This window comes from Haliea sp. E1-2-M8 (assembly GCF_030649675.1).
Taxonomy (GTDB): Bacteria; Pseudomonadota; Gammaproteobacteria; order Pseudomonadales; family Halieaceae; genus Haliea.
This window is the reverse complement of the sequence record NZ_JAUTDR010000008.1, coordinates 155,394-169,725: the sequence shown is the minus strand read 5'-3', so window position 1 is coordinate 169,725 and position 14,332 is coordinate 155,394. Positions and strand designations below refer to the sequence as shown.

10 protein-coding genes are annotated in these 14,332 nt (G+C 65.2%); 4 read left to right on the top strand and 6 right to left on the bottom strand.

The window, feature by feature from the left end:
* Nucleotides 1-125: 125 nt before the first annotated feature.
* On the top strand, nt 126-2,156 hold the full coding sequence (locus Q6D67_RS08900) for a PhoX family phosphatase (RefSeq protein ID WP_304705248.1): 2,031 nt from the start codon (nt 126-128) through the stop codon (nt 2,154-2,156).
* 21 nt (nt 2,157-2,177) lie between these two features.
* The gene (locus tag Q6D67_RS08895; RefSeq protein ID WP_304705247.1) at nt 2,178-3,254 is read left to right on the top strand and encodes a diacylglycerol kinase family protein; all 1,077 of its coding nucleotides are present in this window, start codon (nt 2,178-2,180) and stop codon (nt 3,252-3,254) included.
* 170 nt (nt 3,255-3,424) lie between these two features.
* Here the strand turns inward: Q6D67_RS08895 and Q6D67_RS08890 are convergent, their stop codons facing one another.
* The 6 genes from Q6D67_RS08890 to Q6D67_RS08865 all read right to left on the bottom strand — a co-directional run bounded on the left by Q6D67_RS08890 (nt 3,425) and on the right by Q6D67_RS08865 (nt 10,243).
* On the bottom strand, nt 3,425-4,627 hold the full coding sequence (locus Q6D67_RS08890) for an acetyl-CoA C-acyltransferase (protein ID WP_304705246.1): 1,203 nt from the start codon (nt 4,625-4,627) through the stop codon (nt 3,425-3,427).
* Nucleotides 4,624-5,856 carry an acetyl-CoA acetyltransferase gene (locus Q6D67_RS08885; protein WP_304705245.1) on the bottom strand — a complete coding sequence of 411 codons (1,233 nt, stop codon included), beginning with the start codon at nt 5,854-5,856 and terminating at the stop codon, nt 4,624-4,626. The genes Q6D67_RS08890 and Q6D67_RS08885 overlap by 4 nt, the downstream gene beginning before the upstream one ends.
* Nucleotides 5,853-7,532, bottom strand: a complete 1,680-nt coding sequence (locus Q6D67_RS08880; protein WP_304705244.1) for a class I adenylate-forming enzyme family protein — start codon at nt 7,530-7,532, stop codon at nt 5,853-5,855. Before Q6D67_RS08880 ends, Q6D67_RS08885 begins: the two co-directional genes overlap by 4 nt.
* A 3-nt stretch (nt 7,533-7,535) precedes the next feature.
* Nucleotides 7,536-8,450 (bottom strand): nitronate monooxygenase family protein, encoded by a 915-nt coding sequence (locus tag Q6D67_RS08875; protein ID WP_304705243.1) that lies wholly within the window; start codon nt 8,448-8,450, stop codon nt 7,536-7,538.
* Between the two features lie 99 nt (nt 8,451-8,549).
* On the bottom strand, nt 8,550-9,338 hold the full coding sequence (locus tag Q6D67_RS08870; RefSeq protein ID WP_304705277.1) for a DUF1295 domain-containing protein: 789 nt from the start codon (nt 9,336-9,338) through the stop codon (nt 8,550-8,552).
* Nucleotides 9,338-10,243 carry an SDR family NAD(P)-dependent oxidoreductase gene (locus tag Q6D67_RS08865; protein ID WP_304705242.1) on the bottom strand — a complete coding sequence of 302 codons (906 nt, stop codon included), beginning with the start codon at nt 10,241-10,243 and terminating at the stop codon, nt 9,338-9,340. The genes Q6D67_RS08870 and Q6D67_RS08865 overlap by 1 nt, the downstream gene beginning before the upstream one ends.
* A 159-nt stretch (nt 10,244-10,402) precedes the next feature.
* Between Q6D67_RS08865 and Q6D67_RS08860 the strand changes: the two genes are divergently transcribed.
* Together Q6D67_RS08860 and Q6D67_RS08855 are read left to right on the top strand one after the other, a co-directional pair.
* Nucleotides 10,403-11,923: a carotenoid oxygenase family protein gene (locus Q6D67_RS08860; RefSeq protein ID WP_304705241.1), complete on the top strand. Its 1,521-nt coding sequence runs from the start codon at nt 10,403-10,405 to the stop codon at nt 11,921-11,923.
* Nucleotides 11,924-12,007: 84 nt separating this feature from the next.
* Nucleotides 12,008-14,329: a TonB-dependent receptor gene (locus tag Q6D67_RS08855; RefSeq protein WP_304705240.1), complete on the top strand. Its 2,322-nt coding sequence runs from the start codon at nt 12,008-12,010 to the stop codon at nt 14,327-14,329.
* The last annotated feature ends 3 nt before the right edge of the window (nt 14,330-14,332 follow it).

Here is a 14,332-nt window from a genome sequence, read left to right as displayed (position 1 = left end):
CCGGAGCCAGGCTGTCAAGTGCTGCCACCGGTTGTGACCGCGGCGGTGGCGCAGGGAGTCACATGCTGGTCATAATAAAGCGCTAGAGTCTGCTAGGGTGCGCAGTCAAGATTGCAGGATCGAGAATGAAAGAAACCGCCATCCCCGGCCCCGCCGATGTGGAGTTTATCAGTAACGAAGAACCGGCCCGGACACCGGTTGCGCAGCCCGACTTTGAGACGGTTGCAAGCGCTCGCTACCCGCGCAGGGCCATTCTCCGCGGTGGTCTCGGGCTGGCAATCGCGAGCCTGTTTGGCAGTCTGCCGGGCCCTGTGCTGGCGCGCCAGCGGGGTTCGAATGGGGCCACAGGGTTGCTGGGCTTCGAGGCGGTTCCCGTCAGCCGTGCGGACACCGCAGTCGTGCCGCCGGGTTACCGGATACAGGTGCTGTTGCCCTGGGGTGAGCCGATTACCGGTACCTATCCGGCATTTTCTACCGACAACACCGGCGCCGAGCAGGCCATGCAGATGGGTGCCCACCACGATGGCATGCATTTTTTCCCCTTCGCCGGCAGCTCTCGCGAGGGTCTGCTGGTAGTCAACCACGAATACGCCGAGCCGCGCCTGATGCACAGGGCCGCCGCGGGGTTGGGGCTGATCAGTTTCGATGTGCCCCTGCGCGAGGACGGCAGCCGCGATCCGGACCAGGTCCTGAAGGAAATGCATGCGCACGGGGTCAGCATTGTGCGTATCCGCCGCGATGACGACGGCCAGTGGCTGCCGCTGCGGGACTCCCTGAACCGGCGCATCACCGCGCTGACGCCGATGGAGTTCAGCGGCCCGTTGCGCGGCGACCCGCGCCTGCAGACTGCCTACAGCCCGGACGCTACGCGCGGGCGCGGTACGCTGAACAACTGCGCCAATGGGGTCACCCCCTGGGGCACCTACCTCGCCTGCGAGGAGAACTGGCGCTACTACTTTGTGCGTGAGCAGGGTGAGATCCCCGCCTCGCTGTCCCGTTACGGCGTCGGCCCGCTCAACGCCTGGCGCTGGCATCTCGCTGCGGCCAATGCCGGCGAGGCCGCGGACCAGTACGCACGCTTTGACGCCACGCCGCGCGCCGACAGCCCGCAGCAGGACTATCGCAATGAACCCCACGCCTTTGGCTGGGTAGTGGAGGTCGATCCCTTCGACCCGGCCAATACCCCGGTCAAGCGCACCCACCTGGGCCGCTTCGCCCATGAGGGTGCAGTGTTCGCGCCGGCGCGACAGGGCAAACCGGTGGTGCTCTATTCCGGCGACGACTCCATGTTCGAATACATCTACAAGTTTGTCTCCGCCCAGCCCTACCACCCCGCCAGCGCCAGCGGCGCGCTGCTGGATGAGGGCACGCTCTATGCCGCGCGCTTCGACAGTGACGGCAACGGCGAGTGGCTGGCGCTGGTACCCGGCGCCAACGGCCTCGGCCCGGAGAGCGGCTTCGCCACCCTGGCGGATATCCTGCTGAATACCCGCGGCGCCGCCGATGTGGCCGGGGCTACGCCGATGGACCGCCCGGAGTGGGGCGCCATCGACCCCGGTACCGGGCTGGTGTATTTCACCCTGACCAAGAACACCCGCCGTAGCGAGGGGCAGGCGGAGGGTGTCAATCCCCGGGCACAGAACGCCATGGGCCAGATCGTGCGCTGGCGCGAAGCCGGCAATGACCACGCCGCCTCGGCTTTCACCTGGGAACTGTTTTTGCTGGCGGGTGACGCCGATTCCGGGCGCGACCTGCAGGGCACGGCGCTGAGCGCCGAGAATCTTTTCGCCAACCCGGATGGGCTCTGGTTCGACGCCGACCGACGCCTGTGGATACAGACCGATATCTCGGACCTGGACCTGCACAAGGAGCCCTACCAGGCCATGGGCAACAACGCCATGCTCGCGGCCGACCCGGACACCGGTGAGTTGCGGCGCTTCTTCACCGGCCCGCCGGGCGCCGAAATCACCGGCTGTATCACTACGCCGGACCAGACCACGATGTTCATCAACGTGCAGCACCCGGGTGCCAGCACCTCGGCACAGGATTTCGCGGCCGGCAAGATCGACAGCCACTGGCCCGCGGGCGGCAAGGCTGTGCCGCGCTCGGCGACGGTGGTGATCACGCGGGAAGATGGTGGCAAGATAGGCGCCTGATTAACGCGATGGCTTACCGGGATGGCGGGACACTTCAGCACCTTTGTTGTCGTCAACCCGACCGCGGGCGCGGGCAGCGTCGCCAGGCAATGGCAGCTGATTGATCGCTTGCTACGCTCGACGATCCCGGAATTGGCCTACGCTTTTACTGAAGCGCCGGGGCACGCCACCCTGCTGACACGGGAGGCCTTGCGCGCGGGGTGGGAGATGGTTGTCTCCGTAGGTGGCGACGGCACCCTGAACGAGGTTATCAACGGCTTCTGCGAGCAGTCCGATCCGCACAGCTGTTATCGCATTGACGAGGAGGGCTGGATCAGCCGCCGGGCATCGGCTCCGCCAGCGCTAAGCAGTGCTGCGGTACTGGGTATGCTACCCTTGGGTACTGGCAGTGACTTCCGGCGCAGCATCGGCCTTTCAGGCAGCTTGCGCCAGGGTGTAGAGATGTTGGCTGGGCGCGAGACCCGCCACGTCGACCTCGGCCAGATCGGCTATCTCGATCATCGGGGTGAACTCGCGACCCGCTTCTTCGTCAATATTTCCAGCGCCGGTTTCAGTGGCAGGGTGGTCGATTTCGCCAATCGGGGCTGGAAGGGTGGCGGCGGCCGGCTGAGCTTTTTCCTCGCCTCGCTGCGCGCCCTCGCATCCTGGAGCAACCTCGAGATGGCGGTTCGCCTCGACGACGGTGTCGAAATACGCGGCCGCATGCTCGGGCTCATCGTGGCGAACGGAGGATATTTTGGCGGCGGTATGTGGATTGCGCCCGGTGCCAGCCTCGACGATGGCCAGTTCGAGGTAGTCGTACTGGGCGATCTACCCCGGTGGCAGCTACCGGGGCTGTTGCCCAGGATTTATCGCGGCACCCATGTGAAGGATGCACGGATAAGTTGTCATCACGCCCGTCAGGTGTCAGTGCGTCTCACTACGGCGGCGGTTCCGGGCCTTATTGACCTGGACGGGGAGCAGCCTGGCTGCCTGCCCGCCATGTGGAATCTGCAGCCGCGGGAGCTGCGGCTCAAGGTCCGCGCATCCCGCGAGTTGGGGCAGTCCTCCAGCACGCCCGGCAGGCGCGCAAAGGAAATGTGTGGATCCTCGTCGTAGAGCACCAGGGTGGGCACCCGCACCTGCCGGTAGAGCGCTTTCCCGACGACCGGGGTGCGAAAGGCGCGCAACAGTTTGTCCTGGGTAGCGGGGGCGGGCGGCGGGCGTGCGCCGAAACCGGTGGGTGAAATCAGCACCAGGCTCGCCACTCTATTGCCCGCAGAGGAGGTCTAGCGCAGCCGTTCCAGCAGCAGCGCGCTGCCGGTACCGGCGGCGCCGGCAGCGGAGACGATGCCCCACTGCAGGTCGCGCCGCTCCAGCTCGTCCAGCAGGGCGCCCGCCATGATGGCGCCGGTGGCGCCCATGGGGTGGCCGAGGGCAATAACGCCGCCGTTCACGTTCAGCTTGTCGTCGGCGATGCCCAGTTCCCGCATGGCCACCACGCTGATGGCGGCGAAGGCCTCGTGGATCTCGAACAGGTCGATGTCCGCGGTACTCAGGTTCTGATCCACCAGTAGCTTGCGGGTGGCCTCGATGCAGCCGCTCAGTACCTGCAGGGGATCGGCGTTGACCGTGGCGGCGGCCGCGATACGGGCGCGGGGACGCACCCCGTTGCGCTCGCCCCAGGCCTCGTCGCCAATCAGCACCAGGGCCGCCCCATCCGCCATGGCGGGGGAGTTGCCCGGAGTGTGGATATGTTCCACCTGCTGCAACTCCGGGTAACCCGCGAGCTGGAAGGCGTCGATGCCGGCGGCACCGGCCTTGGCGAATACGGCGGGCATTGCCGCCAGCTGGGCGGTGGTGGTAGCCGGGCGGATGCACTCGTCGGCATTGACGCTACTGCCGTCTTCCAGGGTGATGGGCACGATGGAGCTGAACCAGCCCTGTTCCCGGGCGTGAGCGGCGCGCTGCTGGCTGGCCAGGGCCACCGCATCGGCGTCCTCCCGGCTGACACCGTGGATCGTGGCGATAAGATCGGCGCCGTTACCCATCATCAGTATGCGGCACTGGGCGGCAAACTGCGGGTCCATGAAGACCCGGGCCTGGTCTGAGAGCATCGGTACCCGGGACATCATTTCCACCCCGCCGGCAACGGTCACTCCAGCCTGGCCGGCGCCGACCTTGAGTGCCGCCAGCGCGATGGCGTCGATGCCGGAGGAGCAGTAGCGGTTAACGGTCAGGCCCGGCACCGAGCCGGGCCAGCCGGCGTACAGGGTTGAACTCTTGGCGATATTGCCGGCCTGCTCGCCCTGCTGGGTGACGCAGCCGAGGATGACGTCGTCTACTTCCGCAGGCGTGAGCCCGGTGCGCTCTACCAGTGCCGCGTACAGCTGCTTTAACAGCGCCTGCGGGGTCAGGGAGTTGAGGCTGGCGCCTTCTTTCGCACGCCCGCGCGGGCTGCGCAGGGCGTCATAGATAAATGCGGGCTTCATGCACCGACTCCGACAATCAGGCTGACACAGGTGGTGGCGCTGCCACCGAGGTTGAAGGTGGCCATGTTCTCGGCCCGGGGCAGCTGATAGCCGCCGGCGCGACCGCTGACCTGGCGGGCGCAGTCCAGCGCCATGCGCACCCCGGTGGCCCCCACCGGGTGGCCGAGGCCGATCAGACCGCCGCTGGGGTTGATGGGGAAGTCCCCGTCCCGGGTGATACGGCCTTCCGTCACCGCCTTCCAGCTCTCGCCGGGCGCGGTGAGGCCACTGTGGTCGATGGCCATGTATTCGGTGACCGAGAAGCAGTCGTGGGTTTCCAGGCCATCCAGGTCCGTCACCTGCTGGAAACCGCCCCGGCGCAGGGCATCCTCCATCATCGCCCGGATATGCGGGAACAGCAGTGGCTGGCCTGCACTCAATTGCAGCTTGCGCTCCAGCAGGATGGGCGCGGAACGGTGACCCCAGCCCTTGATCCGGGGGATATCCGCCAATGCGAGGCCCTGCCTGGCGGCGTGTTCCCGCGCTGCCTTTTCGCTGGCGAGGATCACACAGGCGCCGCCGTCGGTGATCTGGCCGCAATCCATTTTCCGCACCCGGCCCTCGATCACCGGGTTCAACTCATCATCCTGGCTGAAACACCCGGGCGGGAACTTCCAGTCGCGGGTCTGGGCGTTGGGATTGGCCCTGGCATTGCCAAAATTGATTTCGGCAATGCGCGCGAGGTGCTCGCTGTCGATGCCGTGGCGCTGCTGGTACTCGCGGGTGATGCGGTCGAACAGATGGGGCCAGGGGTAGTTGCAGTCTGTGGCCTCGTGGCCCTGCCAGGCGGCGCTGCCGAGGTACTCGGCACCGGTCCTGCCATCGACGTTGCGCATGTATTCCAGGCCCAGCACACAGGCGACATCGTAGTGGCCGGCCTCGATGTCGCGCATGGCGCTGAGCATGGCGATGGAGCCGGAGGCGCAGGCCGCTTCGTGGCGCGAGGTCGGTATCGAAGCCAGTTCCGGGTAGGCCTGGCCGAAAAAGCCGTTGAGCAGGCCCTGGCGGGCGAACAGCTCCGCCACGAAGTTGCCGACGTGGCCCACCTCGATCTGCCCGGGCTCGATCCCGGCGTCAGCAATGGCGTCGCCGAGCACCTCAGAGAACATGTCGTAGATTTCCAGGCCCTCGCGGGCCCAGTTGCGGCTGAAGTCGGTCTGGGCGCCGCCCAACAGGTAGACCTGGCTCATGAAGTGAGTCCTCGCTGTGCAACCTGCTGCTGGAGTTCGCCGCGCACCACCTTGCCCACCGGGTTGCGGGGCAGGGCGCTGAACACTTCCAGCCGCTCGGGTAGTTTGAATTTGGCAATGCCCTTGTCCAGCAGCCAGCTGCACAGGGCGTTGAGTTCAGGTGCCGGTTCCCCTTCAACCGGCACCACGCAGGCGCAGATCTTCTCTTCCAGATCCGGGTCCGGGTAGGCGCACACCGCCGCCTCTGCCAGACCGGGGAAGCCCTCCAGCAGGATGTCCAGCTCCGCCGGGGATATCTTCATGCCGCCGCGGTTGATGATGTCCTTGCAGCGGCCGACGATGCGGTAGTAGTTGGGCGGCTCGCCGCAGATCTCCACCAGGTCGCCGGTGCGGAACAGACCGTCGGCGGTGAACACGCCCTCGCCGTCGTGATCCAGGTAGCCGTCGAACACCGCCGGGCCGGCTATGCACAGTTCGCCCGGCACCCCGGCTGCGGTAATTTCCGCTCCGGTTTCCGGGTCGATGACGCGGGTGGTAATGGACTCGTGGGCGTGGCCCTGCCAGGGCATGTCCGGCACCCCGAAGCGGGGAAACATCTGCGCCCGGTACTCCGGTGTCGGCGCCACCTCCGGGGTGGAGAACAGGCTGATGCCCTCGTTGGAGCCATAGAAGTTGATGATGGGCTTGCCGTACTCGCCCTCAATCACCGCGATCATGGCGGGGGACAGGGGCACGGAGCCGGAGCCGAAGGCGCGGATCGTGCTGAAGTCGCACTGCGCCCACAGGGCGGGCTGTTGCGCCAGCCGGTTCAGCAGGGCCGGCGGCGCGATGGTGAAGTTCACCTGCTCTTCCTGGATCTGGCGCAGGAACATCGTCGGATCCATGGGTTGGTGCAGCACCAGCTTGCAGCCGTTGATTACAGAGGGAAACAGGAACCCCCCCAAAGCGGCCATGTTCACCAGCGGGAACGGTACCAGCAGGGTTTCCCCGGGCTGGTAATCTCCGGCGGCCATGGTGTTGCGGGCCATCGCCCGCCACATATTGTGGGAGCGGGGCACCCCCTTGGGGGTGCCGGTGGTGCCGGAGGTCCAGACCACGGTCAGGATGGCGTTGGCATCGTCCGGGTGGCGCTCGCGGTGCTCCTGGTAGTTGGACAGCAGCACCGGGTCAGTGACGGGTTCGCACTGCAGGTCGACGCCGAAGGTCCACACCGGCACCGATGCAAGAGCCTGGCGGGCCTGTGCGGCCAGCTCGATATCGCGGAAACGACCCAGGGTCAGCATCGCCGCCGGCTGCAGGGTCGCGGCGAAGCGGGCGATTTCGTGGCCGCCGTACTGGATGGGGATGGGGGAGATCACCACCCCGAGCTTGCTGGCGGCGTAGTAGCAAAGCACCAGTTCACTGATATTTGGCAGCTGCACCAGCAGCCTGTCACCGTGTTGCAGGCCCTGTCCCAGCAGCTGTGCTGCCAGGCTGTCGCTGAGTGTGTCCAGGTCATGGAAGCTGAGGCAGCGGACGGGCAGGTCGGTGAGTTCGGCCTTGTTCGGCTGGTCCACCAGGGCGATGCTGTCGGCACGGTCCGCCACCCGCGCCGCGAGGATGCCGTGCAGGGTTTCATTGCCCCAGTAGCCGGCTTCGGTCAGGGCCCGGATCCGGGCGCTTGAACTGGTTTGCATGGTCTATCCCTCGCAGGCGGCTCGGTACTCCGCTTCCAGGCGGTCGATCAGCGCGGCAATTGGCAGAATGTCGTGAATGGCGCCCACCCCCTGGCCCGCTGACCATACGTCCCGCCAGCGCTTGGAATCGCTGGCGGACGCCGCGATATCAATTGTGGCGCCTGTGGGCATATTAGCGGGGTCGTAGCCCGCTGCAACCAGGCTGGCCCGGAGCCAGTTGGCCTTGACCCCGGTCAGTGCGTCCGAGCAGATGATATCGGCGCCGGTGGCGTCCACTACCATCTGCTTGTATTCCGGCACTGCCATGCTCTCCTCAGTGGCAATGAAGCGGGTGCCCAGGTAGGCGTAGTTGGCGCCCAATACCTGCGCCGCACGCACACCGCGGCCGCTGGAGATGCCGCCACCCAGCACGATATCGCCGTTCCAGAACTGGCGCACTTCCTCGACAAAGGCGAAACCCGCCTGCTGCCCGGTGTGGCCGCCGGCGCCGGCGGCAACCAGCACCAGGCCGTCCACCCCGGCCTCCACTGCCTTGGCGGCAAAGCGGGTATCGATGACGTCGGCGTACACCTTGCCGCCATAGCTGTGAACCTCGTCAATCGCCTCTTTCGGGCTGCCCAGTGCGGAGATCACCAGCGGCGCGCGATACTTCACCGCCAGCGCCAGATCCTCGAAGCGGCGGGTATTGGAGCGGTGCATCATCAGGTTGATGGCCCAGGGGCCGTCCTGCTCGCCGCCGACCGCGGCGGTGATCTGCTGTAGCCAACGTTCCAGCTCCTCAGTGGTGCGGGCGTTGACCGAGGGGAAGGTGCCGACAATCCCGGCCTTGCAGCTGGCGATAACCATCTCCGGGCCGGACTGCAGAAACATGGGGGCCTGGATGACGGGAATTCGGAGCCGGGAGAGGTCGCGGGGCATGGGGATATCCAGAGTCACTTGTATTAAAAGACCGTTATGGTAAAGCCCTTTTGGGTCGCAGGCAAGGCTGTTGCCATGTAGACCCCGGGCTGTTCCCGCTTACTGCCGTCGCGGCGGTAGCGGAATCAACCCGCTGGTGCGGGCCATGTACTCGGCGTAACCGGGCTTTTCCCGCGCCAGCTTTTTATCCAGGGTGCGCTGGCCGGTGACGTTCACGATCAGGTAGCTGTAGGCCAGCGGGCCGATAATGGTCAGGAAGCCGAACGGCGCCTCGCAGGCGACCAGCCAGATGCCCCACCACACGCACAGTTCGCCGAAATAGTTGGGGTGGCGGGAGTAGCGCCACAGCCCCGTACTCAGCACCGTACCCTGGTTGGCCGGGTCTGCCCGGAAGTGCTGCAGCTGCCGGTCGGCGACGGTTTCCGTCACCAGACCCAACAGCCACAGGCCGGTGCCGGCGACTGCCAGCCAGCCGGGCGCGCCAGTACCCAGCTGCATGCCGACCTGTACCGGCAGTGCTGCTAGCCACAGCACCACCGCCTGCAGCAGGAATACCTTGCGCAGGCTGAGCCAGATAAAGGCGCGCTCGTCGTTCACCCAGCCGCGCAGTTTGCTGTAGCGGGGGTCCTCCCCGTGGCCCCAGTTGCGCGCGATCAGGTAGGCGGTAATCCGCAGCGCCCACAGCAGGACCAGCGCCAGCAGCAGCCATTGCAGGGGTCCGGTGACGGGCGCCAGCAGCAGGCTGGTCAAGGTAATGGCGACGATAATCAGGGCGAAGAACATGTCGATGATGCTGATGTCCCGCAGGGGGATGCTTGCCAGCCAGAGTGCGATGGCGGCGCAGAGGGCCACGCCCAGGGTAGTTACCAACAGCAACAGCAGTTCCATCACGATGGCAGGCTCCTTGCAAAATCCATGAACATGGCCACCGCCGAGGTGGAGTCCCGGTCCGGTGCGCTCAGGCTGGACCAGGCCGCAGCCACTTCCGCGGGCGTGCTGCCGGCGGCAACCGGGGCACTCAGCAGCGGTCGCGCCCGGGCAATATTGCCGCCGCCCGCCACCAGGGTTTCGCCGTTCAGGGGGCAGCTGTCGCTGACCAGCCAGGCCACCACCGGCGCCACGTCTGCGGGGCTCAGTCTCTCCCGCAGGGCTGGCGGCAGGCTCTCCCGGGTCATCGCGGTACTGGCAAAGGGGGCAATGGTGTTCACCCGCACGCCGTGGGGCGCACCCTCCAGGGCCAGCGCGTGGCAGAGCCCGATGATGCCCGCCTTGGATGCGGAATAGGCCGGCAGGCCATGTTCGCCATACAGCCCGGCGGCAGAGCTGCTGACCACGATAGCGCCGCTGTGTTGACGGTACAGATGGGAAAAAGTGGGGTGCAGGAGGTGCGCCGTCCCCATCAGGTTGATGTCGACGATGCGGCGGAACTCCGACAGGGGCTGCTTGTGGAAAGAAGTGGCTTCCGAGACCCCGGCATTGGCGATCACGATATCCAGGCGGCCGAAGCTTTCCAGGGCTTGCGCCAGCAACTGTGCGCCGCAATCCGGGTCCGCGGCGTCGCTGTAGTCGGCCACGGCTTTGCCACCGGCCGCCACGATCTCGCTCACCACGGCGTCTGCGCTGCGCACGCTGTCGCTGGCGTGGCAGCGGTTGTTCACTACCAGGCAAGCGCCCCGGGAAGCCATTTCCAGGGCATAGGCCCGGCCCAGTCCCTTGCCGGCGCCGGTGACGATGACGACCTTGCCCGCCAGGTCGCCGTGGCCCCCTTCCCGTTCCTGTCCACTGGATGCCACCTTGCCACCTGTTACTTTTATAAAGAGACCCGAATTCTAGCCAAGCCTCGCGGAGCCCGCAAGCCCGGCCTGTGAGCCAATAACGGAGGACAAATTTTAACTTGCATAAAAATACTTGGTATCTATAATCGGGACAAAACCCACGCCAGGGAGCGCGCCATGCAGAGCCTCAGCAAAGTCAGTGAATACCCCTCCGTTGACCAGTGCATCGGCGGTGTCACCGAGTTTTCAAACACCCACCCGTGGATCTACACCCTGGACAATCCCTACCTGCACGGAGTCTACGCGCCCACCGCGGACGAGTTGGATGTCTCGGGTCTGACGGTGGAAGGCGAACTGCCCGCGGACCTCGAGGGCGCCTATTTCCGCAACGGCCCCAACCCGGTATTCAAGCCCAAGAATCGCTATCACCCCTTTGACGGCGACGGCATGGTGCACGGGGTTTACTTCCGCAATGGGCAGGCCGCATATCGGAACCGCTACGTGGATACTGTGGCATTGCAGGGAGAGCGGGCCGACGGCCGTTCAATCTCGCCCGGGGTGATGGGCCCGTTCGACTACAATTTGTCGCCCTTCGGCATCAAGGACACCTCGAATACCGATATCTTCATCTACAACGGCGACCTGATGAGCCTGTGGTATAACGCCGGCCACCCCTACCGCCTGGACGCGCATAATCTCTCTACCAAAGGGTATTACGACCTGCAGGGGCGCCAGCAGCGGCGCATGTCGGCGCACTCCAAGGTCGACCTGGCCACGGGCGAGCTGGTGTTCTTTGATTACGGCGACGAGCCGCCCTATATGACCTATGGCGTGGCCGACTCCAGCGGCAAACTGCTGCACGAGGTGGCAATTGACCTGCCGGGGCCGCGCCTGCCCCACGATATCGGCTTTACTGCCAACTACGCGATTCTGCACGACCTGCCGTTCTTCCACGACATGAATGTCCTGCGCCAGCACGGCTATCGGGTGCTGACTTTCCACACCGAGATTCCCACCCGCTTCGGCCTGATTCCACGCCGGGGGGCGGGCAGCGATGTGCGCTGGTTCGAGTGTGAACCCTGCTACATCCTGCACACCAGCAACTGCTGGGAAGAAGGTGACTGGGTGATCATGGATGGATGCCGCTCCACCAACCCGATGCCCGACGCCCAGCCCGGCGAGGGCGAGCTGGCCTCCATGCTGGCCTACATGCGGCTGGAGGCAAACAACTACCGCTGGCGCTTCAACCTGCGTACCGGCGAAGTGCGGGAGGGGCCGATCGATGATCTCAACACCGAGTTCAACAAGACCAACCCGCTCTATCACGGGCGCAAGAGCCGCTACGCCTACCATCAGCGCATACCCCAGCACCACGAGGGCGGCTACACCCTGCGCTTTACCGGGCTGGTGAAGTACGACAACGAAACCGGCCGACGCTGGCAGTGGGACTATGGCGCGGGCGTATTCGGCAGCGAGGCGGTCTTCGCGCCGCGCCGGGGTGCCACCGCCGACTCCGGCGAAGACGACGGCTATGTCATCACCCTGGTGACAGACAGCAACAGCTGGCAGTCACACTGCCTGGTGTTCGCTGCCGCGGATATCGAACGGGGGCCCGTAGCGCGCGTGCTCATGCCGCATCGGGTGCCCTTCGGCTTTCACGCCACCTGGGCGCGGGGGGAGGACCTCTACCGCGCGTAAGCGGCCTTGTGTTTCGCCAATGTTGCGATAAACTAGGTTCATTAATGCAAGTCACTATAACTGATAACTTTGCTCGAGGCTTCTATGACCACCAATACACTCCGCGCCGCCATTCACGCCCTCGCAGTACTCCCACTGGCCTTGCCCATGATGGCCTCTGCCCAGCAACAGCTGGAAGAGGTTGTGGTGACCGCCGAACGGCGCGCCCAGAGTATCCAGGATGTGCCCCTGTCTGTAGCTGCCCTGGCCGGTGATGACATCGAGGTCGGCAAGATCAGCGGCCTCAACGATATTGCCTTTCGTACCCCGGGGCTCACCTACAACCAGTTCAGCATTGGCGAGCCGCGCATCTACATTCGCGGCATCGGCAACAGCTCGGATTCGGCGGGCAGTGACCCGGCGGTAGGCGTGTTTCTGGATGAGGTCTACATCGGCCGGACCGGCGGCGTGGGCTTTGACCTGTTTGACCTGGAGCGGGTGGAAATCCTGCGCGGTCCCCAGGGCACCCTGTACGGCAAGAACACCAATGGCGGCGCGATCAATATCGTCACCTCGCGCCCCTCCCAGGAAACCGAACTGCGGGTGCGGGTCTCGGGCGGCAGTGACGATCTGCGCCACTTCCAGGGCCTGGCCAGCGGCGGCCTCACCGACAAGGTCGCCGGCAAGCTGGTCTATTCCTTCCGTGACCGGGAAGGTTACGGCCGCAACGTGATCACCCCCGCCGATATCAATACGGCCGGAAACTTCTCCAACAGCCCGATCATTGGCGAGAGCTTTGGCGCGGGCAACTCCGGAGAAAAGATGGACGACGCCCGCGCGGTCAGCGCCAGGGGCCAGCTGATGTTCGACATCAGCGAGCGCGTGGACCTGCTGCTGACGGCGGACTATGCCCGCGACGAAACCAACGGCCCCTGCCGCCACATCCAGAACGTGGACTCGGCGATTGCCGGCCTGGCCCCGTTCTGGCGCATCGGCATGTCCGAGCGCTACATGGAAGATGATCGCAACTGTACATCGCAGTTCGACACCTCGCAGAAGCGGGTGGTCGAAGGGTTGATGGGCCGCTTTGAAGTCGACCTGAACTGGGCAAGCCTGACCTCCATCACCGCCTGGCGCTCCAGCGACTACAACTGGGTGGATGATCTCACCGGTATCCCCCTCAATAACCTGAGCGCGCCTTCGCCTCCCGGCGTGCCGCTGCCCCCGGGCTTTTTCACCGCGCCCGGCAACGTGGTCAACGGTGCCGAGGAAGAGGCCTCGCAATTTTCCCAGGAGTTCCGTCTCGCCGGCGACAGCGAGCGGCTGAACTGGCTGGCCGGCGCCTTCTTCATGGAAGAGGATGTGGAGCGGGCCGAGGAGTTCTACACCCAGTACAGCACGCCGCTGCAGGGCCTGGGGCTGGCCGGTGTCGGCGACGTGCTCTTCACCCAGGACAACACCACTACCAGCTACGCGGTCTACGGCCAGGCGGACTATGACCTCACCGAACAGCTGACGCTGACCTACGGGGTGCGCTGGGCCGAGGACGAAAAGGAGATCACCCAGAACTCCATCGACCTGCTGGATACCACACCGTCCGGTGTGCCCCTGATCCTGCCCTCCTTTGCGGCGCCGGTGTCTGCAGACGACTCCTGGTCCGAGGTCACCCACAAGCTGTCCCTGGCCTGGCGGCCCAGCGATGACCTGATGTTCTACGCCACCTACGCGGAAGGCTTCAAGAGCGGCGCCTTCCAGTCCCAGACTAACCTTGCCAGTGTGGCTGCGGAGCCGGTAGATCCGGAAACCGTCGAGAATATCGAAGTGGGCATGAAGTCCTCCTGGTGGGACAAGCGCCTGCAGTTCAACCTGTCCTACTACGACATGGACTACAAGGACCTGCAGGTGTTTGAGCTCAACAGCCGCTTCCTGCTGGTGCTGCTGAACGCCCAGGCCGAATCGCGCGGGGTGGAGGCATCCTTTGATGTCGTGCCCTTCGAGAACTTCACCCTGAGTGCCAGTTACAACTGGAGCGATGCCACCTTCAGTGAGTTCATCAACTCCAATGGCGTGGACCTGGCAGACCGCGAACTGCCGTTTGCGCCAGAGGGTTCACTCACCAGCAGCGCCAATTACCGGGTCAATCTCGGCAATGGCAGCGCAGTGGATTTCGGGCTCAGCTATAGCTGGAAAGACGAGTACTACACCGGCCCCCAGAACCGGCCGGTGGAGCGCCAGGGCAGCGTGGAGCTGATCGACGCGAGTGTCAGCTGGACCAGTGCCGACGGTTCCCTGGCGGTGGATCTCTGGGGCAAGAACCTCAACGATGAACTGCAGATTACCAACCGCATCGTCGATCCCACCGGCGTGACCTCGGAGTACTACATGCCGCCGCGCACTGCCGGTGTCACCGTGACCAAAAGTTTTTGAAGT